At 64.7% G+C, this 26,989-nt stretch carries 20 protein-coding genes; 6 read left to right on the forward strand and 14 right to left on the reverse strand.

The genetic code is table 11. From position 1 onward, the window contains the following. The 4 genes from AC1DZY_RS22400 to uvrA form a co-directional block, all read right to left on the reverse strand. A partial coding sequence (locus AC1DZY_RS22400; protein WP_476822371.1) for an ATP-binding protein occupies nt 1-1,152 on the reverse strand: 1,152 nt, incomplete at its 3' end. Between the two features lie 120 nt (nt 1,153-1,272). After that, a complete protein-coding gene (locus AC1DZY_RS22405) occupies nt 1,273-1,494 on the reverse strand; it encodes a hypothetical protein (RefSeq protein ID WP_476822372.1) in 222 nt (73 codons plus the stop codon). Nucleotides 1,495-1,786: 292 nt separating this feature from the next. Beyond that, a complete protein-coding gene (locus tag AC1DZY_RS22410) occupies nt 1,787-1,987 on the reverse strand; it encodes a hypothetical protein (protein WP_476822373.1) in 201 nt (66 codons plus the stop codon). A gap of 32 nt (nt 1,988-2,019) precedes the next feature. After that, nucleotides 2,020-5,055 carry an excinuclease ABC subunit UvrA gene (uvrA, locus tag AC1DZY_RS22415; protein ID WP_476822374.1) on the reverse strand — a complete coding sequence of 1,012 codons (3,036 nt, stop codon included), beginning with the start codon at nt 5,053-5,055 and terminating at the stop codon, nt 2,020-2,022. A 364-nt stretch (nt 5,056-5,419) separates the two neighbouring features. On the opposite strand from uvrA, the gene AC1DZY_RS22420 reads away from it, so the two are divergent. The 3 genes from AC1DZY_RS22420 to AC1DZY_RS22430 all read left to right on the forward strand — a co-directional run bounded on the left by AC1DZY_RS22420 (nt 5,420) and on the right by AC1DZY_RS22430 (nt 7,265). Further along, nucleotides 5,420-6,151, forward strand: a complete 732-nt coding sequence (locus AC1DZY_RS22420; protein WP_476822375.1) for an autoinducer binding domain-containing protein — start codon at nt 5,420-5,422, stop codon at nt 6,149-6,151. A 114-nt stretch (nt 6,152-6,265) separates the two neighbouring features. Beyond that, a complete protein-coding gene (locus tag AC1DZY_RS22425) occupies nt 6,266-6,913 on the forward strand; it encodes an acyl-homoserine-lactone synthase (protein WP_476822376.1) in 648 nt (215 codons plus the stop codon). Continuing rightward, nucleotides 6,903-7,265 (forward strand): hypothetical protein, encoded by a 363-nt coding sequence (locus tag AC1DZY_RS22430; RefSeq protein WP_476822377.1) that lies wholly within the window; start codon nt 6,903-6,905, stop codon nt 7,263-7,265. Before AC1DZY_RS22425 ends, AC1DZY_RS22430 begins: the two co-directional genes overlap by 11 nt. Here AC1DZY_RS22430 and AC1DZY_RS22435 read toward each other — a convergent pair. Beyond that, nucleotides 7,219-7,629, reverse strand: coding sequence for a helix-turn-helix domain-containing protein (locus AC1DZY_RS22435; protein WP_476822421.1), 411 nt, complete (start codon nt 7,627-7,629; stop codon nt 7,219-7,221). The two genes, AC1DZY_RS22430 and AC1DZY_RS22435, sit on opposite strands and share 47 nt — an antisense overlap. A 329-nt stretch (nt 7,630-7,958) precedes the next feature. Here AC1DZY_RS22435 and ssb point away from each other — a divergent pair, with 329 nt between their 5' ends. Beyond that, nucleotides 7,959-8,495 carry a single-stranded DNA-binding protein gene (ssb, locus tag AC1DZY_RS22440; protein ID WP_476822378.1) on the forward strand — a complete coding sequence of 179 codons (537 nt, stop codon included), beginning with the start codon at nt 7,959-7,961 and terminating at the stop codon, nt 8,493-8,495. A gap of 171 nt (nt 8,496-8,666) precedes the next feature. On the opposite strand, the gene AC1DZY_RS22445 is transcribed toward ssb, so the two are convergent. Continuing rightward, nucleotides 8,667-9,146, reverse strand: coding sequence for a VOC family protein (locus AC1DZY_RS22445; protein WP_476822379.1), 480 nt, complete (start codon nt 9,144-9,146; stop codon nt 8,667-8,669). A gap of 189 nt (nt 9,147-9,335) precedes the next feature. On the opposite strand from AC1DZY_RS22445, the gene AC1DZY_RS22450 reads away from it, so the two are divergent. Further along, complete coding sequence (locus AC1DZY_RS22450) at nt 9,336-10,451, forward strand: M20 family metallopeptidase (protein WP_476822380.1); 1,116 nt, start codon at nt 9,336-9,338, stop codon at nt 10,449-10,451. Nucleotides 10,452-10,617: 166 nt separating this feature from the next. Here AC1DZY_RS22450 and gyrA read toward each other — a convergent pair whose 3' ends face one another. Further along, nucleotides 10,618-13,329: a DNA gyrase subunit A gene (gyrA, locus tag AC1DZY_RS22455; protein ID WP_476822422.1), complete on the reverse strand. Its 2,712-nt coding sequence runs from the start codon at nt 13,327-13,329 to the stop codon at nt 10,618-10,620. Nucleotides 13,330-14,274: 945 nt separating this feature from the next. Here gyrA and AC1DZY_RS22460 point away from each other — a divergent pair. Further along, nucleotides 14,275-14,907, forward strand: coding sequence for a MarC family protein (locus AC1DZY_RS22460; RefSeq protein ID WP_476822381.1), 633 nt, complete (start codon nt 14,275-14,277; stop codon nt 14,905-14,907). Nucleotides 14,908-15,096: 189 nt separating this feature from the next. Here the strand turns inward: AC1DZY_RS22460 and AC1DZY_RS22465 are convergent, their stop codons facing one another. The 7 genes from AC1DZY_RS22465 to AC1DZY_RS22495 all read right to left on the reverse strand — a co-directional run bounded on the left by AC1DZY_RS22465 (nt 15,097) and on the right by AC1DZY_RS22495 (nt 26,915). Beyond that, nucleotides 15,097-16,284, reverse strand: coding sequence for an E22 family MetX-like putative esterase (locus tag AC1DZY_RS22465; RefSeq protein WP_476822382.1), 1,188 nt, complete (start codon nt 16,282-16,284; stop codon nt 15,097-15,099). Nucleotides 16,285-16,403: 119 nt separating this feature from the next. Next, on the reverse strand, nt 16,404-18,158 hold the full coding sequence (locus AC1DZY_RS22470) for an AsmA family protein (protein ID WP_476822383.1): 1,755 nt from the start codon (nt 18,156-18,158) through the stop codon (nt 16,404-16,406). Nucleotides 18,159-18,276: 118 nt separating this feature from the next. After that, on the reverse strand, nt 18,277-19,947 hold the full coding sequence (locus AC1DZY_RS22475; RefSeq protein ID WP_476822384.1) for an ABC transporter permease: 1,671 nt from the start codon (nt 19,945-19,947) through the stop codon (nt 18,277-18,279). Beyond that, a complete protein-coding gene (locus AC1DZY_RS22480) occupies nt 19,944-20,957 on the reverse strand; it encodes an extracellular solute-binding protein (RefSeq protein WP_476822385.1) in 1,014 nt (337 codons plus the stop codon). Before AC1DZY_RS22480 ends, AC1DZY_RS22475 begins: the two co-directional genes overlap by 4 nt. A 242-nt stretch (nt 20,958-21,199) precedes the next feature. Then, nucleotides 21,200-22,258: a DUF2865 domain-containing protein gene (locus AC1DZY_RS22485; RefSeq protein WP_476822386.1), complete on the reverse strand. Its 1,059-nt coding sequence runs from the start codon at nt 22,256-22,258 to the stop codon at nt 21,200-21,202. 266 nt (nt 22,259-22,524) lie between these two features. Continuing rightward, nucleotides 22,525-25,665: an efflux RND transporter permease subunit gene (locus tag AC1DZY_RS22490; RefSeq protein WP_476822387.1), complete on the reverse strand. Its 3,141-nt coding sequence runs from the start codon at nt 25,663-25,665 to the stop codon at nt 22,525-22,527. Beyond that, the gene (locus tag AC1DZY_RS22495; RefSeq protein WP_476822388.1) at nt 25,662-26,915 is read right to left on the reverse strand and encodes an efflux RND transporter periplasmic adaptor subunit; all 1,254 of its coding nucleotides are present in this window, start codon (nt 26,913-26,915) and stop codon (nt 25,662-25,664) included. Before AC1DZY_RS22495 ends, AC1DZY_RS22490 begins: the two co-directional genes overlap by 4 nt. Between the last annotated feature and the right edge of the window lie 74 nt (nt 26,916-26,989).

Raw genomic sequence — 26,989 nt, forward strand, 5'->3', positions numbered from 1 at the left:
TCTTCTTTCGTCACTAGCAGTCAGGTATATAATAATACATCTGCCGAATTTATTCCTTATAATCTCAGCGGTTTCTTTCGGTCTAATTCCATCTATGACAATCTTCCTGTCAATTTTCATTTTTTCAATGATTTTGTTAGCCAGTTCGACCGGGCCGTCTGATTGCAAGTAATCTCGACCGACTTTATTAAGGCTCTCTCTGCTTTCATCCAAGCCTTTCTCCCTCGCGATATCACGAAATAAATCTCCAACAGATATATGCTTATACCCTAGTTGCTTTAATATTTCCGAGGCGCATGTTTTTCCGGACCCTGATCTTCCGCAGATAATTACAATTGAGTATTCTTCTACGTTCTGATTTGACATTTTCTTAATTTGTTCAAGCAGAAACTGACCTTGTTCAAAATGCCGGATTGATGCAATTATTGTAGCATTGTCTTTCGGGTCGTGATATCTATATATAAAAGTTTTATTTGATCCTTCATACTCGATAATTGAACCCCTCATATCGCTATAATTTGTCAGTTGTATATTTAAGCTAATTTTATTGAACAGCTCAATTCCTACCGCCTTCCGAATTTCGTTTAAGCTTTTTGAGCTGACAAATATAATCTTATTTTCTGATATAAGTCGATCGATCGTGTGTTGAATTCTGCTATTTCGTATTATCCAATCAAAATCTCCGGCATAGACCGTAACGCTCTTTGCTTTCTGATAATATTGTGACATTATTCGATCATCATCATCATCGCTATTAATGACATGACGCGTAAATGGGTTATTCTTTTCTATGATTCTGATTTGCTGTCGTGTAGTTTCTTTCGTTATAAAATAATATACTAGTGGCAACGCTGCCGAAAATACGCTTAATGATAGTCCGATCATATTAAGGGTAAATAGCATGTACTCTGGTTTATCTGGATCTCTGAACCCCATCCATCTTTGGATAAATTGAAATGGGACGCTTAGGATAGGATTCGGCTCAATACCTAGTGATTTTAGGCCCTGATCAGCGAAGACAATCATGAAAACACAAAATACAAAGAGGGCTACTATAAGTATAAACCAAAATAATGCTTTGATAGAATTGAGAATAAAGTTTCCGATATTTTTTAATATTTCGCTCTCGCTCTTTGGGTATAATTGTGCCATAAGATATTGCCTTTATTGATTGGGTGGCGTGATGGGCGTGAGCGATAGAGCCTATCTAGAATCGAATGACGGATTAATTTACTGGAATCCAAAATAGCGCGCTATAGCTCGCGGCCGGCCTTACCCCGCCGCCTCCCTCGGCACGCCCTTCGCCCCCTTGATCGGCCGCCGCTCCAGTACCTCCTTGACGAAGCGCACGGTGTGCCCCTTGCCGACCTTGACGATGGCCTCGTGTGCGCCATCGGCCACCGCGACGCGGCCGCCGTCGCCGCCTTCGGGGTCCATTTCGATCACCCGGTCGGTGGTCTTAACAACTGCCAGCTGTGGGGAGGGGCGGCCCATTCGTTTTTGCGGGAGCCCCGGGGGATGACGAAAGCAGGGCGCTCACTTGATCAGCCGATCATACTCCGCATGATTGCCGATCCAGAACCAGAGCAAGCCGCCTTCGACATCCACCGCCAGAGCGCGATAGCGCAGGCCGATGCGCGCGACCAATAGGCGCCGACGCGCTTGAGGCGAAGCGAGGGATGGTGGGGATCGGCGTTGAGCAGCGCATAGGCTGCATCGGCCGCTTCGCGCGTCGCCGGGGGCAGGTCGCGATAGGCCTTCCAGAAGGCAGCGCTGGCGAAATGCCTCATAGCTCGCGGGGCGAGCCCTTGCGAAATTCGGCGAGCGCGGCTTGCGCCAGCCCGTCCAGCTTGCCGGCTGCGGCATCGGCCTCGATGCGGCGGTCGAAGCGCTCGGCCTCGAAGGCGTCGAACCAGTCGCGCAGCTTCACCAGCTCCGTTCCGGGAAGCCGTTCGATGGCTCGCTCGATGTCCTCGATCGTCGTCATGGCTCGATCCTAGCACCATCGCGGCGAGCGCTCTACTCCGCCGCCTCCGCCTGCCTAACCCCCTTCGCCCCCTTGATCGGCCGCCGCGCCAGCACCTCGCGCAGGAACCGCGCGGTGTGGCCCTTGCCGATCCGCACGATGTCCTCCGGCGTTCCTTCCGCCACGACCTCGCCGCCGCCGTCGCCGCCTTCGGGGCCCATGTCGATCACCCAGTCGGCGGTTTTCACCACTTCGAGGTTGTGCTCGATCACGACGACCGAATTGCCCTGGTCGACCAGTTCGTGCAGCACCTCCATCAGTTTTGCGACATCGTGGAAATGCAGGCCGGTGGTCGGCTCGTCGAGGATGTAGAGGGTGCGGCCGGTGGCGCGCTTGGAGAGCTCCTTCGAGAGTTTGACGCGCTGGGCCTCGCCGCCCGAGAGCGTCGTCGCCTGCTGGCCGACCTTGACGTAGTCGAGCCCGACGCGGTGCAGCGTCTCCATCTTGTCGCGGATCGAGGGCACCGCCTTGAACAGGCCCTTGGCCTCCTCGACCGACATGTCGAGCACGTCGGCGATCGACTTGTCGCGGTATTTCACCTCTAGCGTCTCGCGGTCGTAGCGCTTGCCCTTGCAGACGTCGCAGGTGACGTAGACATCGGGCAGGAAGTGCATCTCGATCTTGAGCAGGCCGTCGCCCTGGCAGGCCTCGCAGCGACCGCCCTTGACGTTGAAGGAGAAGCGCCCGGCCTGGTAGCCGCGCGCCTTGGCCTCGGGCAGGCCCGCGAACCATTCGCGGATCGGCGTGAAGGCGCCGGTATAGGTCGCGGGGTTGGAGCGCGGCGTGCGGCCGATCGGCGACTGGTCGATGTCGATGACCTTGTCGAGATGCTCCATGCCCTCGATGCGGTCATGCGGGGCGGGGTGCTCGATCGAGCCGTTGAGCTTGCGCGCCACCGCTCGGTAGAGCGTGTCGATCACCAGCGTCGACTTGCCGCCACCCGAGACGCCGGTGATGCAGGTGAACAGGCCGAGCGGAATCTCGACGCTGACATCCTTGAGGTTGTTGCCGCGCGCGCCGACGATCTTGAGCGAGCGGCCCTTTTGCGCCTTGCGCCGCCTGTGGGGCACCGCGACCGACATCTCGCCGGTGAGGTATTTGCCGGTGAGCGAATTGGGGTTGTCGAGGATCTGCTGCGGCGTGCCCTTGGCGACGATCTCGCCGCCATGGATGCCGGCGCCGGGGCCGACATCGACGACATAGTCGGCGGTGAGGATCGCGTCCTCGTCATGCTCGACCACGATCACGGTGTTGCCGAGATCGCGCAGGCGCCGGAGCGTGCCGAGCAGGCGCTCATTGTCGCGCTGGTGCAGGCCGATCGAGGGTTCGTCCAGCACATAGAGCACGCCGGTGAGGCCCGAGCCGATCTGCGAGGCGAGGCGGATGCGCTGGCTCTCGCCGCCAGACAGCGTGCCCGAGGCGCGGGCGAGCGTGAGGTATTCCAGCCCGACATCGAGCAGGAAGGTCAGCCGGTCGCGGATTTCCTTGAGGATGCGCGGGGCGATCTCGTTCTGCTTCTGCGTCAGCCGCGAGGGCAGGGCGCTGAACCAGGCGAGCGCATCCTTGACCGACAGGCGGGAGACCTCGCCGATATGGCGCATGTCGAGCTTGACCGCCAGCGCCTCGGGCTTCAGGCGAAAGCCCGCGCAGGCCTTGCACGGCGTCTCCGACATGAAACGGCCGATCTCCTCGCGGGCCCAGTCGCTCTCGGTCTCCTTCCAGCGCCGCTCCATATTGGTGATCACGCCCTCGAAGGGCTTCCTGACCTCATAGGCGCGCAGGCCGTCGTTGTAGGCCATGCGGACGGGGTCGGTGCCGGTGCCGAACAGGATCGAGAGCTTCGCGCTATCGGGCAGCTCGGCCCAGGGCTTCGTCATCGAGAAGCCGAAATGCTTCGACAGCGCCTCCAGCGTCTGGCCGTAATAGGGCGAGGTCGACTTGGCCCAGGGCGCGATCGCGCCCTTCTTCAGCGAGAGCGACGAATCCGGCACGATCATGTCGGGGTCGATGCGCATCTCGTGGCCGAGGCCGTCGCAGGCCGGGCAGGCGCCGAAGGGGTTGTTGAACGAGAACAGGCGCGGCTCGATCTCGGGGATGGTGAAGCCCGAGACCGGGCAGGCGAACTTGGCCGAGAAGGTGATGCGGCGGGCCTCGCCGTTCTCCTCCTTCTCGTCGGCATATTCGAAGACCGCGATGCCGTCGGCGAGTTCCAGCGCCTGCTCCAGTGAATCCGCCAGCCGCGCGCCTAAATCGGGCCGGATCACGATGCGGTCGACGACGACGTCGATGTCGTGCTTGAACTTCTTGTCGAGCGCGGGCGCGTCGGGGATCTCGACGAACTCGCCATTGACCTTGACGCGCTGGAAGCCACGCTTGAGCCAGTCCGCCATCTCCTTGCGGAACTCGCCCTTGCGGCCGCGCACCACGGGTGCAAGCAGATAGCCGCGCGTCTTCTCCGGCAGCTCGGTCAGCCGGTCGACCATCTGCTGCACGGTCTGGCTCTCGATCGGCAGGCCGGTCGCGGGCGAATAGGGAATGCCGGCCCGCGCCCAGAGCAGGCGCATATAGTCGTGGATCTCGGTGACGGTGCCGACCGTCGAGCGCGGGTTCTTCGAGGTCGTCTTCTGCTCGATCGAGATCGCCGGCGAGAGCCCGTCGATCTGGTCGACATCGGGCTTCTGCATCATCTCGAGGAACTGGCGGGCATAGGCCGAGAGCGACTCGACATAGCGGCGCTGGCCTTCGGCGTAGATCGTATCGAACGCCAGCGACGACTTGCCCGAGCCCGACAGGCCGGTGAAGACGACGAGCTTGTCGCGCGGAATCGCGAGATCGACGTTCTTGAGATTATGCTCGCGGGCGCCGCGCACGGAGATGACCCGCGAATCGGTCTTGCGCGCCTCGTCGAACAGCAATTCGAGCGAGGCGGCCTGATCGGCGAGCGAGGTTTTGCCCGAGGAGGCTTTGCCGACAGGGGAAGACTTGCCGACAGGGGAGGACTCGCCGACAGAGGAAGACTTGCGGGCCATGGGGGCGTCCGGTTGAGCTGAAGCGCTAGAGATAGGGCAAATGCCGGGCCATGCCAGTCTCGGGCGCGGCGAGCGGCCATGACTAGCATGCGTTGCGGCTGCGCGGCCAAGATCTCATGCCAAGCCCTCCTGACAGGAGACGGCAGGAGACAGAGCGCCTCGATCAGGTCCTCGGAGCGTCGTTTGCCGAAGCCGGCAACCGCATCGAGACAGAGTTGCGCGAGCAGGTTGCCGCGAAAGGCGGAAATTCCTTAAAGCCGGAGCGGTTCGATATGTCCGCGCGCGCAGTAGGGCGAAGGTCGATCTTGAATTCGGTGGAACAAACCGGATTGATAGGTCACAATCGAGCCTGCAGGGGTGGGCGATGCCGGGGCGGCACTTCGATACCGGGCGAGATGCCCTGGACTTCATCGACGGGTTGGGTCGGCTCGGCAGTGTCGACGCCATCGTTACGTCCCTGCGCGACAAGCTCGCGAGTTACGGCTTCCATGCGTTCCTGATCACCGGCCTGCCGGATATCGGGGACCGGATCGATCCGCTGGTCATGCTCAATGGCTGGCCGCCCGGCTGGTTCGACCTCTATGTGAAGCAGTCCTTCTCCGATCACGACCCGATCGTGGCCCATTGCAAGCGCTCGATCGACCCCTTCGCCTGGGCTGACGTCTATCGCGACGACACCGCGAAGCCGCGCGAGCGCGAGGTGATGCAGCGCGCCCGCGACTTCACGATGATCGACGGCTTTTGCGTGCCGATCCATGACGAGAACGGCTTTCGCGCCGTCGTCACCATGGCGGGAGACCGGCCCGATCTCTCGCCGCGCTCACTTTCGGCGATCCATCTCATGTCGATCTACGCGCACAACACCGCATCGAGCCGCGGCGTGGCGGCCGAATCCGATCGCCCGCTGACCATCCGCGAGCGCGAGGTTTTGACCTGGATGGCGATCGGCCGGACGACTGAGGGCGTGGCCGAGCGGCTTGGGATCAGTTCCGGCACCGTCGAGGCGCATTACGAGAACGCCGCGCGCAAGCTGGGCGTGCGCGGGCGGGTGCGCACGCTGATCGAAGCGCATCGGCGCGGCCAGATCACGCTCTGACGCCGCGACGAGCCGCAAGGCCGCGACTTAATCCGACCCTATCCCGGAATTCCGGGATACCCCCCAGCGGCGTCCTCCGGGAAGCTCCTTCACCAAAGCAAGGGGGAGGATGCGATGATCCACGTCGTCGATCGAGACAACCGCCATCTCTACGCCAGGGAGATCGAGGAGCATTTCAAGATCCGTCACCGCATCTATGTCGGCGAGAGGCGCTGGATGGCGCTCGAGAAGCCCGACGGCCGCGAGATCGACCAGTTCGACAATGACGATGCGGTCTATCTGCTGGCGATCGAGCATGGCCATGTGATCGGCGGGACACGGCTGGTGCCGACGCTCGGGCCGCATCTGATGGCCGACGTCTTTCCCTTCCTCGCCAATGTCCGCGGCGTCCAGCGCAGCCCCGACATCGTCGAATGGACGCGCATCTTCGTCGTGCCCGAGCGGCGCGGACCCGACAGCAAGGTGTTGCACCAGGTGCTCGCCGGCATGTTCGAATACTGCCTGCGCAACGACCTGACCGCCATTACGGTGGTCATGGAGACCTGGTGGCTGCCGCGCTTTCTCGAGCTGGGCTGGGACGTCAAGCCGCTTGGCCTGCCGGCCGTGATCGACGGGCTGAACTGCATCGGCACGATCATCGCCGTCGACGAGGCCGCCTATCATCGCACGCTCGCCTTCAAGGGCCTGAGCGGGCCGGTCATCGCCACATCCCGCGAGACGCCGCTCACGCCGTTCGGGGAGGGCGATTTCCATGTTTCATGAGCAGGCGCTCGAACAGACCCTGCTGGCGCTGGACGGCCATCTGAAAGCGCTTGGCCCGGCAGGGCTGCGCGGCGCGATCGCCGATATCGACCTGCCGGACCATCTCTGGCTGGCGGTCGAGACGCTCTGCCTGTCCGAGAGCCAGCGGGATTCGATCGTGCAGGCGCTGCTGCGCTTCTCGCCGCTCGAGGTGGTGGAGTTCGCCGACGGTTCGGTGCTGCTGCACAAGCCGCTGACGCAGCGCATCGCCCACAAGCCGCCGCCCTTGCCCGATCGCGCCATCGAGGCGTTCGTGCGCCCGCCGTTCAGGCCTGCGCCGGCTCGTCGGAAAGCGCTTCGACTAGGTCGATGATCCGGCGCCTGACCCGGGCATCCTTGATTTTAACGAACGCCTTGGTCAGCTGCACACCTTCGCTGGTCGCCATGAAATCGGCGACATAGACGCTCGATGAATGGTCGGAGAAGCCGCCGCCCGGCGCATCTCCGACCGGCGCGCCGTCGAAGAAGAACGAGACCGAGACGTCCAGTATGTTGGCGATCTGCTGCAGCCGGCTGGCGCTGATGCGGTTCGCGCCCTTCTCGTATTTCTGGATCTGCTGGAATGTCAGGCTGAGCGCTTCGCCGAGCTTCTCCTGGCTGATCCCGGCCAGCATCCGGCGCATCCTGACGCGCGAACCGACATGCCGGTCAATGGGGTTCGGAGTCTTCTTCAACATATCGCCTTCACCAGGAGCAGAATGTCCGACGCCATCTTGCATGGCCCGGCCAGCGACGCCAACCATGGTCCAGCGAATTGGAACCGGCGCCGTACGGCTTCCCCACTGCTGCTGCCTGCGGGCAAGAGCTGTGACAGACATCCTGTCGAATTTCCGGGCCTTCGCAGGATGCGCGTCGGCCGCTGGTCCTGCCGCCGAATCAGCAGGGGACAACCACGCGAAAACAGCTTGAACAAAACGGGAACATCATTGATAGTGCCGCTATGGACGGCTAGGGTCCAGCTCCGGTCGTCGGCCGGTTTCGATGTGCGCAGGAAATGGAGCCTCTCATGGCTGGTAGCGTCAACAAGGTCATTCTGGTCGGCAATCTGGGCAAGGATCCCGAGGTCCGTCGGCTCAATTCGGGCGAGCCCGTCGTCTCGCTGCGCATCGCGACATCCGAGAACTGGCGCGACAAGCAGTCGGGCGAGCGCAAGGAAAAGACCGAGTGGCACCAGGTGGTGATCTTCAACGAGAACCTCGCCAAGGTCGCCGAGCAGTACCTGAAGAAGGGCTCCAAGGTTTATATCGAGGGCCAGCTCCAGACCCGCAAATGGCAGGATCAGTCCGGCGTCGAGAAATATACCACCGAGATCGTCCTGCAGCGCTTCCGTGGCGAGCTGACGCTGCTCGACAGCCGTGGGCAGGGCGGTTCCGACGAATATGGCGAGAGCGGCGGCTCGATGGAGGATCGCTCGGGCGGCGGCGGATCGTTTGGCCGTTCGAGCCCGATGGGCGGCGGCAATGCCCCGCGCCAGCCGGCCATGGCGGGCAGCGGTGGCGGGCGCTCGTCGTCGACCCATCTCGACGACGATATTCCGTTCTAGGGCCTGCCGTTCTAGGGCTTACCGATCTGGCTCGGATGCAGTTCCGTCATCCTCGGCGAGCGAAGCTCGACCCGGGATCCATCGTAGAGCACCGCGCCTGACGATGAATCCCGGAGCCTGGTGTTATGGCCAGCCCGACGCCGATGCAGCTGGCCTCGTTTTGGCTATGGCTCACCCGGCCGCCGCCGCAGCCTCCAGCGCCGCGATGTCGATCTTGCGCATCGTCATCATTGCCTGCATCACGCGTCCGGCCTTCGCGGGATCCGGATCCATGTTGAGTTCCAGGAGGCGGTCGGGCGTGATCTGCCAGGACAGGCCGAACTTGTCCTTGAGCCAGCCGCAGTGGCTGTGCTCGCCGCCTTCGCCGAGCTTGTCCCAGAAGTAATCGACTTCCTCCTGCGATCCGCAACGGATCATCAGCGAAAACGCCTCGGTCAGCTTGAAATGCGGCCCGCCATTAAGGGCGGTGATCTGCAGGCCTTCGAGTTCGAAGGATGCGCACAGGACACTGCCCTTGGGGCCGGGGCCGGCATCGCCGCACCGCATCACCGGGCCGGCTTTGGCATTCTCGAAGACCGAGAGATAGAAGGCAACAGCCTCTTCCGCCTGATTGTCGAACCACAGGAAGGGCGAAATCTTGTTGACGCGCATGGTTGTTCCTCCGGGTTCGGTTATGGCCGCCCGCTTCGCAGGCGGAAGGTTCTAATACATAACCTTATGGTTAAGTATAAAGTGGCCGATGTCAAGCCGGCGGCTGTCGCGTGTGCTATGCGGTCGGCACAGTTGGCCCGCGCGCGCGTTCTCCTTGCCCGCGCCACGCTTCCCGACGAAGCTGACGCCATGACAACATCAGATTCAGATATCGCCGCCCTGTCCGTCTGGCTCGCCGTGGAGAGCCCGACCCATCACGCGCCCGGCGTCAACGGCATGATGGACCTCGTCGCCAGGGAGGTCGAAGGCTTACCCGTAGCGGTCGAGCGCATTCCGGGGCGGGACGGCCTTGGCGACGCGCTGATCCTGCGCGCCGGCCTCGACACTGGCGCGCCCGGAATCGCCGTGATGTCGCATCTCGACACCGTCCATCCCGTCGGCACGAGCGTGAGCGACCTGCCCATCCGCATCGATGGCGACAGGCTCTACGGCCCCGGCGTCTGCGACATGAAGGGCGGCGCCTGGCTTGCCCTGCAGGCGTTCAAGGAGGTGGCGATCGCCGGTTCGGCGAAGCGGCCGATGACCTTCCTGTTCACGCCCGACGAGGAGATCGGCTCGCCGACGACGCGCGGCGTGATCGAGGCCATCGGCAAGACATCGGTCGCGGTGCTGGTGACGGAACCCGCCCGCGACGGCGGCCGGATCGTCACGGCGCGCAAGGGCGTCGGTCGCTTCGAGGTCAGGCTGGAAGGCCGGCCCTCCCATGCCGGTACGCGCCATGCCGAGGGCCGCAGCGCGATCCGCGAGGCGGCGCACCAGATCCTCGCGATCGAGGCGATGACCGATTACGCGCGTGGCATCACCACCTCGGTCGCGCTGATGGGCGGCGGCACGGCCGCCAACGTGATCCCGCAGCACGCCTGGTTCAGCGTCGATTGCCGGGTCACCAGCCTTGCCGACGGCGTGATGATGGAGAACCGCGTTCTGAGCCTGTCGGCGCGCGACCCGGACGTTTCGATCAAGGTCAGCGGCGGCATGAACCGCCCGCCCTACGAAAAATCGGTGGCAGTCGCCGGCCTGTTCGAGACCGCGCGCGAGATCGCGGCAAGCATCGGCTTCACTCTGGAGGACGTGCCGATGACCGGCGGCGGCTCCGACGGCAACTTCACCGCCGCGCTCGGCATCCCGACGCTGGACGGGCTCGGAATCGACGGCGGCGGTGCGCACACCTTGCAGGAATACGCGCTGATCTCGTCGATCGCACCGCGTCGGGCTCTGATCAAGGGGTTGCTGGAGACAGTGTGAGGGGGCGCGCTTCCGTGGCCGGAAACGCCCCGTCATCCCGGGCTTGACCTGGGATCCATCATAGAGCGCTGTCGAGCCCTATGATGGATCCCGGATCGGCGCGGCTTCGCCGCTTGTCCGGGATGACGGCGTGGTCGTGAATAGTGGCTTTGCCCGATGCCGGCGACTACTCGCCGCCGGCCTCCGGAGCTTCGGCTTCGGCCTCGCCGCTCTCGTCCTCGCCATCGTCGCCGATGCATTCGACCGAGACGACCTTCTCCTTGCCGGAGGTGTCGAAGATCGTCACGCCTTGCGTCGAGCGGCCGGCGATGCGGATCGGCTTGCTGCCACCGACCGGCAGCCGGATAACCTGCCCGCCATCGGTGACGAGCATGATCTGGTCCTTCTCGTCCACGGGGAAGGAGGCGATCAGTTTGCCGTTGCGCTCGTTGACGACCATGGCGACGATGCCCTTGCCGCCGCGCCCGGTGACCCGGTACTCGAAGGACGAGGTGCGCTTGCCGTAGCCGTTCTCGGACACCGTCAGAATGAACTGCTCGGTCGCGCCCATCAGCGCGCGCTTTTCCTGACCAAGTTCGACATCTCCGGTCGGCGTGTCGTCGGCATCGGGAGCGCTTGCCGCCACCTCGACAACGGCATCCTCGGTGTCGCCGTTCACGGCACGGCGCGCGGCGGCGGCGTCCTTGAGATAGGTCGCGCGCTCCTCCGGCGTCGCATCGAGATGCTTGAGGATCGCCAGCGAGATGACGGTGTCGCCCTCGGCCAGGGTGATGCCGCGCACGCCGGTTGAATCGCGGCCCTTGAAGACGCGCACCTGCGGCACCTCGAAGCGGATGCACTGGCCCGCCGCCGTGGTCAGCAGCACGTCGTCATGCTCCGAGCAGATCTGCACGTCGACGATCTGGTCGCCCTCGTCGAGCTTCATCGCGATCTTGCCGGCGCGGTTGACGTTGACGAAGTCCGACAGCTTGTTGCGCCTGACGCCGCCAGACGCCGTGGCGAACATCACGTCAAGCCTGTCCCAGCTCTCCTCGTCCTCCGGCAGCGGCATCACCGTGGTGATGCGCTCCTTCTGCTCCAGCGGTAGCATGTTGACCAGCGCCTTGCCGCGCGCATTGGGGGCCGCCAGCGGCAGCCGCCAGACCTTCTCCTTGTAGGCCTGGCCCAGCGAGGAGAAGAAGATGATCGGCGTATGCGTGTTGGCGACGAACAGCCGCGTGACGAAATCCTCGTCGCGGGTCGACATGCCGGAGCGGCCCTTGCCGCCTCGCTTCTGCGCCCGGTAGGTCGAGAGCGGCACGCGCTTGATGTAGCCGGCGTGCGAGACGGTCACGACCATGTCCTCGCGCGCGATCAGATCCTCGTCGTCGAGGTCGGAACCCCAGTCCTGGATCACGGTGCGGCGCGGCGTGGCGAAGGCGGTCTTGATCTGCGTCAGCTCGGCCTTGATGATGTCCTGGATGCGGATGCGCGAGCGCAGGATGTCGAGATAATCGGCGATCTCGGTGGCGAGCTTCTGCAGTTCCTCGCCGATCTCGTCACGGCCCAGAGCGGTCAGGCGGGCGAGGCGCAGTTCGAGGATGGCCTTGGCCTGCGCGTCCGATAGGCGATAACTGCCGTCGGCATTGATCGGGTGGCGCGGATCGTCGACCAGCGCGATCAGCGGCGCGATGTCCTCGGCCGGCCAATTGCGCGCCATCAGCGATTCATGCGCGGCTGCCGGCGTCGGCGCGGTCCGGATCAGTCGGATGACCTCGTCGATATTGGCGACGGCGGTGGCGAGCCCGCACAGCACATGGGCGCGCTCGCGGGCCTTGTTGAGCAGGAAGCGCGTGCGCCGGGAGACGACCTCCTCGCGGAATTCGACGAAGGCCGAGATGAAGTCCTTGAGGTTCAAAACCTCAGGCCGGCCGCCGGTTAGCGCGACCATGTTGGCGCCAAACGAGGTCTGCAGCTGCGTGAAGCGATAGAGCTGGTTCAGCACCACCTCGGCCAGCGCGTCGCGCTTGATCTCTATGACGACGCGGACGCCCTCGCGGCTGGATTCGTCGCGCAGGTCGGAGATGCCCTCGATGCGCTTCTCGCGCACCATGTCGGCGATCTTCTCGACCATCGAGGCCTTGTTCACCTGATAGGGAACCTCGGTGACGATGATCGCCTCGCGCTCCTTGCGGAGCTCCTCGATATGCGTCTTCGAGCGCATCACGATCGAGCCGCGGCCGGTGTGATAGGCCGAATGGATGCCGCTTCGGCCCATGATCGAGGCGCCGGTCGGGAAGTCGGGGCCGGGGATGATCTCGATCAGCTCGTCGATCGTGATCTCCGGATTGTCGATCAGCGCGATGCAGGCGTCGATGACCTCGCCGAGATTATGCGGCGGGATGTTCGTCGCCATGCCGACCGCGATGCCGCCGGCGCCGTTGACGAGCAGATTGGGCACCCGCGCCGGCAGAACCTTCGGCTCCGCGCGGCTGTCGTCGTAGTTCGACTGGAAATCGACGGTGTCGCGGTCGAGATCGTCGAGGATCGGCACGGCGACCTTGGCGAGGCGGCTTTCGGTGTAGCGCATCGCCGCTGGCGGATCGCCGTCCATCGAGCCGAAATTGCCCTGTCCGTCGATCAGCGGGACGCTCATCGAGAAGGTCTGCGCCATGCGCACCAGCGCGTCGTAGATCGCCTGGTCGCCATGGGGATGGTACTGGCCCATCACGGCGCCGACGATGTTGGCGGATTTGACGTGCTTCTTGTCGGGTGTCTGGCCGTTCTCCCACATCGAATACAGGATGCGGCGGTGGACCGGCTTCATGCCGTCGCGGACGTCGGGAAGAGCGCGGCTCACGATCACGCTCATGGCGTAATCGAGATAGCTCTTCTTCATCTCGTCGGTGATCGAGATCGGCTTGATGTCGCCGCCGAAATGCGGCTCGTCCGGGCGCTTTGTGTCGTCGTCTTCGCTCAAGGGATTTGGTCCCGATTCCGGTTGTTTTTCAGGCTTCTGGCTACCCGATTCCGGGGCTTTAGGCCAGCGAAACGGTCGTTTCTCCCGTGAAATTAAAGACGAGTGATATCAGGGGCTTGTGGGTCGATTTCGACATGGCGCGCGGTCTCGGCCCGTGAGCTGCCACCTGGCCGCCACAATCCCCGCCGCCGTCATTCCGGGCGCAGCGAAGCGGAGACCCGGAATCCATCATAGGGCACTGTCGTGCTCGACGATGGATTCCGGATCGACGCCGCTGGCGCGGCTTGTCCGGAATGACGGCGGTTGGGGCGGATGGTCAGATTTTGGGAATGCCAGGCGCAAAGCGCCGGAAGGCCGTTTCGATGTCGTCATAGCTGCAGTCAAGTCGTCCGAGGCCCACGCGAAACCCTGTCGATGTAACCGGCCAGGTTTGCAATGGGCCCGTTTGCCTTGGTTCGTATTGAGCAGGATCGATGACCCTGACGAAAAGCTGCGACTCGCTCTCGGCCCTGATCTCGATCGAGTAGGCCATAACCGTCGCCCAAGGCACTTTCTTAGCCAGAATATACGGCGTGATCAAACGCCAGATATACGGATCGATCTGGCTCAGATGTGGCCTTTCTTATGGCTGATAGTCCGAAGAGCACGCACAAACCGGCGGCGATCACAACGCTGCTAGTTCCCCCGCCATTAGCAAACGCGTAGACGGCGCATCCGCCGATAGCGATATCGACCAGAGCCTCCCATCGGCTTCCCGTCGCCCGGAATTCGATAGCAGCCGGGGGGCCGGCGGCCGCCTCCCTCATGTCGTCGGCTATCGATGCCGTGTGGTCCATGGAGGAACATTAGCATAGCTTGTGCGTCATGAACCTCGACTTCCTCACCTCCGCGCTGGTCACCCTGCTGGTCACGCTCGATCCGCCGGGGCTGGCGCCGATCTTCCTGTCGCTGACGCGGGGCATGACCGAGGGCGAGCGCCGGCAGGTCGCGGTGCGGGCCTGCATCATCGCCTTCGGGATCATGGCGTTCTTCGCCGTCGCCGGCGATGTCGTGCTGAAGGCGCTCGGCGTCTCGCTGCCGGCCTTCCGCATCGCCGGCGGGCTTCTGCTGTTCTGGATCGCCTTCGAAATGGTCTTCGAGCGCAGGAACGAGCGCAAGGCGAACACAGTCGAGACCGCGATCACCCAGGATCACATCCGCAACGTCGCGGCCTTTCCGCTGGCGATCCCGCTGATGGCGGGGCCGGGCGCGCTGACGGCCATGATGCTGCTGGCGGGCCGGGCGGAGGGCGATCTGGTGATGCTGGGCGCGCTTGCGGTGATCAGCGGCCTCGTGATCGCGTCCTGCCTGCTGGTGTTCTGGCTCGCGGTGCCGATGGCGCGCCTGCTCGGCGTCACCGGCAATGTCGTGCTGACCCGGCTTCTGGGCGTCATTCTGGCGGCGCTGGCGGTGCAGTTCGTGATCGACGGAGTGAGGGCGGTGGTGAGGGGCGGGTAGGGGGGCTTCCCTTCCCCCCTTGCGGGGGAAGGTGGCACGGCGAAGCCGTGACGGATGAGGGGTCGCACAACCCTGTCCGGCAACTGCGTCTTGTCGACATGATAGCGCGGCGCGACCCCTCATCCGCCCCTGCCGGGGCACCTTCTCCCGCAAGGGGAGAAGGGAAGATGGCGCGGCTTTCGATGGGCCCTACTTCTCCAGGAACGCCCGGATCGCGCCTTCGGCCTGCTTCATCGAGATGACGCCGTCGAGATGGCCGCGCGTGCCCTGGATATAGGCCTGGGTGACGTTGACGCCGCCCTTCTTCAACGTCTCGGCGGTGCGTTCGATGGCGTCGGCGGTGAAGACGAGGTCCTTGGGCTGGGAGATCATCAGCAGCGGCGCCTTGATCTTCGTGGCGGCGTCGGCGAGCGAGACGCCACCGGCGGCGAAGAGCTGGTTGGCCTTGACCAGATAGAGGAAGTGGTTGGCGTCGGAGACCTTCGCGCGCGCGTCGCCGGCATTGTCGAGGATGCTCTGGACCTGATAGCGGACGGGCAGCGCCTTGGCGGGATCCTCGCCCTCCTTGGCCGGCTTGCGGGCGAAGGTGCCGTTGGTCCAGTCGCCATGGTTGGCCTGCAGCGTCACCACCGCCAGCGCCTTGGCGAGGCCGGCATTGGGCGGGGTCTTGCCGTAATAGTCGCCCTTGTTCCAGTTCGCGTCGATCAGGATCGGGGCGGCCCAGACGTCGAGCCAGGCGATGAGCTGTGCGTCGGCTTCCGCCGCGCCGATCACCGGCATCGCCTTGGCGACCATCTCCGGATAGCTCGCCGCCCATTCATAGGTCTGGAGCGCGCCCATGGAGGGGCCCGCGACCAGCGCCAGCTTCCTGATGCCGAGGCTCTCGACCAGCGCCTTCTGGACATTGACCATTTCGCCGATGGTCACGACCGGGAAATCCAGCGCATAGGGCTTGGCCGTGTCGGGATTGATCGAGGCCGGGCCGGTGGTCGTGGTCTTGGGGTCGCCGGTGTTGAGGTTGACCAGCGTGTCCGAGGACAGGACGAAGTACTTGTTGGTGTCGATCGCCTTGCCGGGTCCGACGATGGCGTCCCAATAGCCCGGAGCGGCGTCGGTCGCCGCATATTTGCCGGCGGCATGCGAGTTCGCCGAGAAAAAGTGGCAGATCAGGATCGCGTTCGACTTGTCGGCGTTGAGCGTGCCGTAGCTTTCCCAGCCGACCTTGACGGCCTTGAGGGTGCGGCCGCCCTGGGTCGTGTAGCTCGGCATCTCGAAGATCTTCTTCTCGACGATCAGTTCCTGAGCATCCGCTGCCGTCATCATGCCCGCCATCGCCATGCCCATCGCGCAAACCGCGCCCGCGACCCAAATTTTCATGGTGGATGTCCTCTCCCCGAACGGCCGTCGAGCGGCCTTGGGACGCATGAGAGCGGAATTCACAGGCGAAAGGAAGCCGAAGATTTGGACACTCCGGACGTGGCCGGGGCGGTTGCCGTTCAGCGCAGCAATTGCGTCGGGAAGGTCGTCGCGCCGGTCGGTCGGATCAGGCTTTCGGCATCGAACTCGAAGGCGGGTGCGTCGAGAGGTCCGCGCAGGGTGAACGGCAGGCGGAGTGGGCCGCTCGCCGGCAGGAGCGCCGCCGTCATCTCGAAACGGCGCGCCGGCAGCAGGATCGCGCCACCCAGCGACAGGCGGTAGGCCTGTCCCGTCACCGTGGAATCCGCCACCGTCGCGACGCCGTTTGCGACATTGAAGGAGACTGCCGCGTTGTCGAAGGGCGTCCTGCCCTGGCGCCAGTCGCGCTGGATCAGGCCGGGATTGCGCTCGACCCGGCGCAGCATCTCCGCAAAGGAGACGCCGGCGATCTCGCCCTGGCGCAGGTTGAGCCCGGCCTTGCCGCTGAGCGAGGCGACGATCTCCTCATAGGTTTCGCCGAGACCATCGAGAGCGATCTGGAGGCCGCCGGTGCCGGTGACCCGGGGCAGGTCCGGCAGATCGACGGCTGCCTTGGCGAGATTGACCTTGTCGAGCCCCGCAAGAAGCTTGACGTCGATGCCCCCGGGCGTGGCCAGCGCCAGCAGCCGGCCCTTGGCGCTGCCACCATAGGCGCTTGCGCGCAGCAGGCCGGCCTCGAAGCGCCCCTTCTTGACGAGGAGGTAGGTCGCGACGTCGTCCAGCCTCGCGCCATTGAGGCGCGCCGCGTCGACCGAAATGCGCAGGTCGATATCCTGGGCAGTCCAGCCCTCGAAATCGAGCGGCGCCGCGGCAACCACGCCTCCGGATGCCGTGTCGAGCCGGCCGAACAGCCGTCCGAGGTCAAGACCGGCGCCCGCCAGCGTGCCAGACAGCGCCAGCCGCCCACCGGCGTCGCCGAGCTTGATCGCGCCTTCGAGACGATCGCCGTCCAGCGTGACGCGGGTGTTGCTGAGTGACGCCTCATGCGGCTTGATCTGCGCGTCGGACGTCAGGGTCAGCGCTCCGATCGCGGCGGCCAGGCGCGGCCGCTCGTCGAACCAGCCGAGCAGTTCCGCAAGCGATCTGGTGGCGAGCGAGAGCTTGCCGTTGATGACGGGCTCGCTCAGGCCGCTGCGCAGGCCGTCGAATTGCAGGTTCATCACGGGCGAGACGGCGCTGAGCGTCAGCCGGGCGTTCTCGCCGGCCATCGGCCAGAGCAGGCTGAGCTCGGTCACCGCGCCGCGCCAGTTGACCGAGCCGGACAGGACGAGGGGGTCGGCTGCCTCGCGATCCTCGATCACGAGATTGACGTCGCGCAGGATCGTCCGGATCGATCCCTGGGCTCGCATGAAGACCGAGCCGCCGGCGATCACGATCTTGCTCTGGACCTTCAGGCGCTCGAGATAGGCCAGCGGCGGCGCGAGCCAGTCCCCGAGATTATCATCCGAGCCGGAGACGGCGACGTCGATCTGCGGGCCGGCGAGGTCGATCCGGTCGAAGGAGAAGCGGCCGGCGAGCAATGGCAGCAGCCGTAGCCGCGCCCTGATGCGGGCGGCCGAGCCGGTCAGCAGGTTGTCGCGCTGGGTGAAGCTGACCCTCGACAGGCTGATGCGCGGCAAGGGCAGCAGCGCGATCTCGGCGCGTTCGAGCCCGGTCACGACCAGGCCGGTGCGCTGCTCGATCGCGGCAATGACGCGCTGTTCCACCTGCCCGACCGCGATGCTCCAGGATTTCAGTCCGAGCACGGCGATTGCGATGGCGAGGCAACTGGCGATGATGGTGCTACGGCGTGTCATGGGCCCTTGCATGGCGCGAATCCGGCCCGGAAGGTCGGATGACAACTGTCGTCCGGTTTATGACGATGCCGGATACTTGTCGAGTTCCGGGACTTGTCGAGTTCGGGGCCGCCTGGCGTCACGCCGGCGACCGGGCGAGCATGATGGCGGGGTAGAGGCCGGCCAGCACGATCAGAAGGCCGGCGAGCGCGCCGTCCTCGAAGCTGCCGCGCGAGGCGTGGCCATAGACGATCGTCGCCAGCGTGTCGAGGTTGAGCGGGCGCAGCAGGAGCGTGGCGGGGAGCTCCTTCAGGCAATCGACGAAAACGAGCAGGGCGGCGGCGGCGACGGCCGGGCGCATCAGCGGCCAGTGCACGCGTCGCAGCAGTTCAGGCGCGCCCGCGCCGAGCATGCGCGCGGCGTCGTCGATGCATGGCGAGACGCGAGAGAGCCCGCTCTCGATGCCGGATATCGCGATCGAGAGGAAACGCACGACATAAGCGATCACCAGCGCCGCGCCGGACCCGATCAGGACGAGTCCGGGTTTGACGCCGAACCAGGCGGCGAATGCGTCGGCGATGCGGTTGTCGATCGCCGCCAGCGGCACCAGCAGACCCAGCGCCAGCACCGTGCCGGGCAGCGCGTAGCCGAGCGAAGCGATCCGGGCCAGCGGCGCTAGCCATGGCTCGCGTCCGAGCCGGCTCGCCGTGACGATGGCGAGCCCGAGCGCCACGATTAGCACGGACGCCAGCCCTGCAAGCAGCAGCGCATTGGCGAGGTTGCGCAGCAAGGCGGCGTCGAACTGGGTCAGCAGGTCGCGCGAGAGGACCTCGCCGACAAGAAAGCCGATCGGCAATGCCGCGCCGAGCAGGACGGGCAGGGCGCATGCCGCGCCTGCGCCGAGCGCCGTGCCGCCCGAGAGCCGCAAGCGTCCGACGGCGCGCGGCTGGCGCACCGGCAGCGTAAAGCGGCGCTGCCCGCGCAGCCGTCTTTCGGCGGCGATCAGGGCGACGACGATCAGCAGCATGACGCAGGCGATCTGGGCCGCGCCGGCCAGCGAGCCGCGATTGAGCCATGTCGTATAGATCGACAATGTCAGCGAGCGGACGCCGAGATATTCGGTGGCGCCGACATCGTTCAGCGTTTCGAGCAAAGCCAGCGTCAGGCCCGCCGCCAGCGCCGGACGCGCCATCGGCAGGCCGATGCGCCAGAACAGGCGCGCGCGCGAAGCGCCCAGCGTGCGCGCCGCCTCGACGATCGTCGCGCCCTGCAGGCCAAACAGCGCCCGGACGCTGAGATAGACATAAGGGTAGAGCACGATCGCCATGACGAAGATCGCGCCGGCGAGGTTGCGCGGATCGGGAAACCAGTAGTCGCGCAGCGAGCGCCAGCCGGTGACAGTGCGCAGCGCGGTCTGGAGCGGCCCCTGAAAGCCGAGGATTTCGACGTAGATATAAGCGGTGATGTAGGTCGGGATCGCCAGCGGCAGCACGAGCAGCCATTCGAAGGCGCGCCGGCCGGGGAAATCATACTGCGTGACGAGCCAGGCGGTCGCGACGCCGATCGCGCCCGACAAAGCGCCGACGCCGGCGAGCAGCAAAAGCGTGTCGCCCAGCGCCTGCGGGATGACGTTTCTCGCCAGATGCGGCCAGATCTCGGCCGCCTGCGGCGACAGCGCGGTCAGCGCCAGCGCGATCAGGGGTGTCGCGACGAGGGCCGCGCCGAGCAGGGAGGCGAGGGCGAAACGGGTCGACGGCCGCCACGCGAGTGGCGACCGTCGCGAGCCGAGATCAGGAGCGCTCAGGCTCAATTGTCGAAGCCGACCTTGTCGACGAGTTCGGACGCGGCCTTGCGGTTCTTCGCGATGTCGGTCAGCAGCGTCTTGTCGGGGGTGATCGCGCCGAGCAGCTTCACTGCGGCGCTGTCCTTGACGTCGGCATTGACCGGGAACTCGAAATTGCCGTCGCCATAAAGCTCCTGCGCCTTCGGCGTCAGCATGTACTCGATCAGCTTGACGGCGTTGTCCTTGTTGGGCGCGCTCTTGGCGATGGCGGCAGCCGAGACGTTCACATGGGTCGCGCCGCCGGCGAAGCTCGTCTTCAGCGGCTTGATCGCGTCGTACCAGCCCTTCTGCTCGTTCTTCGCCTGACTCATCAGGCCGATGTAATAGGTGTTGATCAGGGCGATGTCGCACTGGCCCGACAGGATGTCACGGGCAACCTCGCGGTCGCCGCCGCCGGGCTTGCGGGCGGTGTTGGCTTTCAGCGCCTTGAGCCAGGCCTCCGTCTTCTCAGGCCCGTGATGGGCGAGATAGGCGGCAAACAGCGCGTTGTTGTAGGGGTGCTGGCCGGCGCGGATGCAGAACTTGCCCTTCCATTTGGGGTCGGCGAGGTCCTCATAGGTGATCGCGTCCTGCTTCACGCGCTCCTTCGAGACGATGACGATGCGGGCGCGCTTGGTCAGCGTGATCCAGTTGTCGCCGGGGCCGCGCAGCTGCGGCGGGACGATCTTGTCGACCGCCGCCGATTTGACCGGCTGGGTAATGCCGGCGTCCATCGCGGCGCTGATCTCGCCGACATCGACCACGAGCATGACGTCGGCGGGGCTGTTGGCGCCCTCCGCCTTGATGCGCTCCTGCAGGCCGTCCTTCAGGAAGACGGCGTTGACCTTGATGCCGGTGTCCCTGGTGAAGGCAGTGAGTACCGGGTTCAGCAGGCCGGGTTCGCGCGTGGTGTAGAGGTTCACGCTCTGCGCCAGGGCCGGCGCGGCAACCAGGCAGGACGCCAGTGCAACCGCGTGAATATGGGACTTTCCGATCATGGTTTCGCTCCGCCGGCTCGTAGTCTTCTGGACATGACGGGCCAGCGATAGGGACGCGTTATCGACGCGTCAACCGGATAATCCTTTTGAATCAATATGTTGTAGCGATTCTAAATCAAATCCAATTTCGACTAATTCTAATAGTCCGGCCATCTCCCGGAAACGGCAGGGGATTTTTCCGCTCAAGCACGATGTAAAACTTTAGTCGTAGTTCTAGGTCCCGTTTTGGGCCGAAACGGCCGCTACCTGACCGACTCGCTGGTCCTCGCCAGCGAGATGACCCGGATTGGCCCGCGCCAAGCGGGATCCAGCGTGCCGCGCAGCGTGATGGCATCGCTGGCGATGGTGTCGTCATGCAGGCTGGCCTCGCGCAGCCGCATCTGGCGACGCAGGACGCGCGCTTCCGCTTCCAGACGCGAAATGCCGACGCGCTCGTCGATCTGCTGGCGCTGGCCCTTGCTCAGATCGGCCGAACTACGGAAGTCGCGGAAATCGCGCGTGCTGTAGGGCCAGGACGAGCCGCCGGCGAAGGTGCGGACCTTGCCGTCGAGCACGACGCTGTCGCCGGGTCGCAAAGTGAAGTCGCGCAGCAGGGAGACGCGGCGCTCGCCGGCCTTGACGATCGCCGGGCGGCAGGCCGGGTCGGCCGATTTTTCGTGACTGTAGGCGACCGGCAAGGCGGAGTAGCGCTTGCCGTCGGCCGCCTGCGCGTCGTCGATGGTGTCGGCGCCGGCTGCGACGCGGAAGACCTTGACGGGAATGCCGGGGTTCATCGCCTGACAGAGCGCCTCATGGCCTTTCATGTCGGATTTTGCGCCGAGATAGCCGATCGGCGCGTGGAAGCCGTCGCAGAGGCGCACGCAGATGGTGCGGGCGACATCGGCCGACCCGGAGACGGTGTCGACCCGGGCTGCGGTGGTGTGGCTGCGGGCCGCTTTCGGCTTGGCGGCTGCACCGGTGGCCCCGTTGCGAGGTCGGAAGGGATTGAGTTCGATCGGAGGATGGGCGATGCGGCCGTTAGACTGCATGTTCAGGACCGGAAGCGACCAGGAGCCACGCGAAGGTGCATAGGCAGTTGGCGCGACGGAGGCGTAGGCGGCCTGCTGCGAGACCCGTTGGGTGCGGCGGCTGGCGGCTTCCTGCTGATAAAAAGCCCGCGCGCTGGCGTCGTCTGATTCAGCCTGAACCAGCGAAACTGTGAAAATCGCGCCGCCGGCGCCAAGCGCCAGACCGAGAGCGGCCATCGCTGCAAGCTTGGCCGGACGACTTCCCGCCGCGACGCTCGCTGAAGGAGCGCTCATAGCCACAGGATTTTCGTCGCGGGATGACCCACGCGTCGGAACTTCACGGACACGCAACATCTCGCGTCGACTCCACTCTACGCTTGTTTACCCGTCCGCCGCCCCATCGGTGTAATTTACTTTTCGTTAAGATTCAACGGCCTGCACGGCTTGCGTCGGCCAAAGTCACGGGATGCTTAATGCAAGACGCCCGGCGCTTTGGCGCCGGGCGTCTTTCGGTTCGATGACAAGGTTGCCGAGCGGGGAGCCCGCGGTTTGGGCCGGTCTTACAGCTCCGGCTTGTGCACGGCCTGTGGCACCGCGATCGGGATGCCCGAAACCGGAATGTCGGCTTCCTCGCGACGGTTGCGGCCCGAGAGCCAGCTGTCGACCTTGTCGAGATAGAAGTACACGACGGGCGTGATGTAGAGCGTCAGCAGCTGCGAGACGATCAGACCGCCGACGACGGCGATGCCGAGCGGCTGGCGCAGTTCCGCGCCCGCGCCATGCCCGAGCGCGATCGGCAGCACGCCGAAGACCGCCGCGAAGCTCGTCATCATGATCGGCCGGAAGCGGACGAGCGCCGCCTCGCGGATGGCCGAGAGCGCGTCGTCGCCCATCTTGCGCCGCTCGATGGCGAAATCGACCATCATGATGGCGTTCTTCTTGACGATGCCCACAAGCATCAGAATGCCGATGATCGCGATCACCGACAGGTCGAGGTTAAAATACTGGAGCGCGAGCAGGGCGCCGAGGCCTGCCGAGGGAAGCCCTGAGAGAATCGTGATCGGGTGGATGAAGCTCTCGTAGAGGATGCCCAAAATGATGTAGATCACGAGGATCGCGGCGAAGATCAACAGGCCCTGGCCCTTGAGCGCGTCCTGGAAGAGCTGCGCCGAACCGGCGAAGGTGGTCGCGATCGTGGCGGGAAGGTTGATATCGCGTTCGGCGGCGCGGATCGCGTTGACGGCCTCGCCGAGCGAAACGCCCGGCGCCGTGTTGAACGAGATCGTGACCGCCGGCTGCTGCGAAATGCGGTTGACCGCGAGCGGGCCGACGCTCGGCTTGATCGTCGCCACCGATTCGAGCGGGACGTTCAGGCCGTTGGCTGCCTTGAGCTGGAGCCGCGAAAGCACGCCGGGATCCTGCTGGAAGACCCGGTCGGCCTCCATGATGACCTGATAGTCGGTCGCCGGCGTGAAGATCGTGGCGATCTGGCGCGAGCCGAAGGCGTTGCCCAGCGCCTGACGAATCTGGTCGCTGGAGATGCCGAGACTGGCGGCGCGCTCGCGGTCGATGTCGATCGAGAGCTGCGGATTGCGCAATTGCAGGTCGATATTGGCGTCACGCAGTTGCGGAATCTGGGCGAGCCGCTGCTGCATCAGCGGGGCGTAGACATAAAGCTGGTTCAGGTCAGGCCCCTGCAGCGAATAGAGATACTGCGCACGCGAGGAGCGGCCGGCATTGAGATTGATGTTCTGGACCTGCTGGAACACCGCCGTGATGCCCGGCACTTCCGAGGTCGCGCGTCTGAGCCGGGCGATGATGACCTCGGCCTTGTCGCGCTCCTCCTTCGGCTTCAGCGAGATGAACATGAAGCCGTTGCTGGTGGCGTTGAAGCCGCCGATGTTGGAATTGAGGTAGTCGACGGCCGGATCGGCCTTGACGATCGCCGCGACCCGTTGCTGGCGGGCCGCCATCGCCTCGAAGGAGGTGTCGGGCGGGCCTTCAGTCGAGCCGCGCAGCAGCCCCGTATCCTCGGTCGGGAAGAAGCCCTTCGGGACGATCGTGTAGAGATGGGCGGAGTACCAGACCGTGCCGAGCGTGAAGATCAGCATCAGCACGCGCGCCTTCAGCACCCAGTCCAGGCTCCAGCGATAGAAGTCGAGCATGCCCTGGAAGCCGGCCTCGAAGACGCGCTCGACGATGTTGGGCTTCTTGTGGTGGTCATGCGCCTTGAGGAAGCGGGCGCACAGCATCGGCGTCAGCGTCAGCGAGACGAAGCCCGAGACGATGATCGCAGCCGAGATCGTGCCGGCGAACTCGACGAAGACCTTGCCGACGACGCCGCCCATGAAGAAGACGGGGATGAAGACCGCGATCAGCGAGATGGTGATCGAGAGAATCGTGAAGCCGATCTCGCGCGAACCGTCCAACGCGGCCTGGAACGGTTTCTTGCCCATCTCGATATGCCGGATGATGTTCTCCAGCATGACGATGGCGTCGTCGACGACGAAACCGACGGCAAGCGTCAGCGCCAGCAGCGAGATGTTGTCGAGCGAATAGCCGAGCGCATGCATCGCCGCGAAAGTGCCGACGAGCGAAATCGGCAGCGCCAGCGTCGGGATGACGGTCGCGGCCAGATTCTTGAGGAACAGGAAGATCACCATGATCACGAGCGTGATGGCGACGACGAGCGAGAACTCGACGTCCTCCACCGCCTCGCGGATCGGGATCGACCGGTCGTTTAGGGCGTGCAGTTCGATGGCGGCGGGAAGCTGGGCGCGGTAGGCATCCAGCCTGCTCTTGATGCTGTCGACCACCTCGACGGTGTTGGCGTCGGATTGGCGATAGACGGCCAGGATGATCGAGCGCTGGCCGTTGTACCAGCTTGCGGTCTGGTCGTTCTCGACGGAATCATAGACCGTCGCCATGTCCTGCAGCCGGATCGGCACGCCGTTCTTTTGGGCGACGATCAGGTTGCCGTATTCGGCGGCGCGTTCGAGCTGGCCGGTCGCGCCCAGCGTCAGGCGCTGGTTCTCGCCGTTGAGCGTGCCGACCGGAGAGTTCGAATTGGCGGCGGCGACCGCGGTGCGGACATCCGACAGCGCAAGGCCGCGCGAAGAGACGGCGTCGGGATTGATCTTGATCCGGACGGCGTATTTCTGCGCGCCGAAGACGTTGACCTGGGCGACGCCGTTGAGCTGCGAGATCTGCTGCTGCAGCACGTTCTCGCCGAATTCATGGACCTCGTAGAGCGGCTTGGTCGCCGAGGTCAGGACCATGAACAGGATCGGCGTATCGGCCGGATTGACCTTGCGGAAGCTCGGCGGCGTCGGCAGTTCCGGCGGCAGGCGCCGGGCGGTGGCGCTGAGCGCCGCCTGCACGTCGAGCGCCGCGCCGTCGATGTTGCGGTTGAGGTCGAACTGCAGGGTGATCGAAGTCGAGCCCTGCTGCGAGACCGAGGACATCGAGGTGATGCCGGAGATCGAGGCGAATTCGCGCTCGAGCGGAGCGGCGACCGAGGACGCCATCGTCTCGGGACTTGCGCCTGGCAGACGGGCGCTGACGTTGATGGTCGGGAAGTCGACGCGCGGCAGCGCCGCGACGGGCAATTGCTTGAAGGCAAACAATCCGAAGATCAGGAAGGTCGCCATGATCAGCGTCGTCATGACCGGACGACGGATACAGGCCTCGGGAAGGTTCATCCGCTTACGCTCCCGCGCTGCGACGTCAGATTGGGCGGCGGCGCGCCGCCGCCGCGACTGCGCTCGATCGTCCGCGTGCCTTCGGTCAGGAGCAGCGCGCCATCGACCACGACGGCCTCGCCGCCCTTGAGCCCGGAGGCGAGGACGACGCGACCATCGACCGTCCGGTCGACGACAACCTGGCGCGTCCTGGCGACATTCTCCTCGATGATGAAGACGAATGCGCCGTTCTGGCCGTTCTGGATCGCTTCGCGCGGAACCGTCATCGCGTCGGCATCGACGCGCAGTGTGACGCGGACCTGGCAGAGCGCGCCGGGCCAGAGGGCCTCGGCCGCGTTTTCGAAGATGGCGCGCATCTGGATGGTGCCCGTCGTAGCGTCGACGATATTGTCGATCACCGCGAACTTGCCCTCGACGCCGGCCGGTGCGCCCTGCTGCGTCGCCAGCACGCTCGACGAGCCGCCCGCCATGGCGGCGCGGATTTCCGGGAGGTAGCGCTGCGGCAGCGCGAAGGCGACATAGATCGGGTCGATCTGGTTGATCGTGGCGAGCGCGCCGGAGTTGTCGCCGGTCTTGGAGATGTTGCCTTCCTTCAGCATGGCGACACCCATGCGGCCGTTCACCGGGGAGGTGATGGTGTAGTAGGTCAACTGCACCTTGAGCCCGTCGACGGCGGCGTCTCCGGCGCGGATCGTGGCGCGCAGTGTAGCTGCGGCTGCGCGAGCCGTCTCGAGGCGCTGATCGGTGGCGAATTCGCGCTTGGCGAGTTCCTCGGCGCGACGCAGATCGGCCTCCGCCGAGACGAGCGCGGCCTTGTCCCGGATGACGTTGGCCTCGGCCTGGCGCAGCTGCGTCTCGAGCTGGCGCGAATCCAGCCGGAAGAGCAGGTCGCCCTTCTTGACCGTGTCGCCGTCCTTGAAGCCGACCTCCATGATCTGGCTTTCGACGCGCGAGCGCACGGTCACCGCCGACAGGGTCTGCACAGTGCCGATCGCATCGATCCGGACCGGCATGGCGCGGCGCTCGGCCTTGGCCGTCACGATGGTGACCGGGGGACGCTGCGGCGGTGTGGCGCGCTGCTGCGCCTCGGCGGACGGCTTGGTCTCGCTATAGGGCGGGATCACCTTGCCGTAGGGAATCTTGTCGAGCGGGGCGGGGACGGGACGCCCAGTGTAATGCAGCCCGGCGCCCGTGCCGACGACGCCGACGACAGCCAAAAGCGCCACACGCCCGAAAGTCAGAATCGCCATGTCGTACCTTGCGCCAGAGGGAGGACCCGCCTCTGAACCCCATCATGAGCGGTTGTCCCCTAAACCGCGCCTGC

It is taken from the genome of Allobosea sp. P2_A10 (assembly GCF_056405115.1).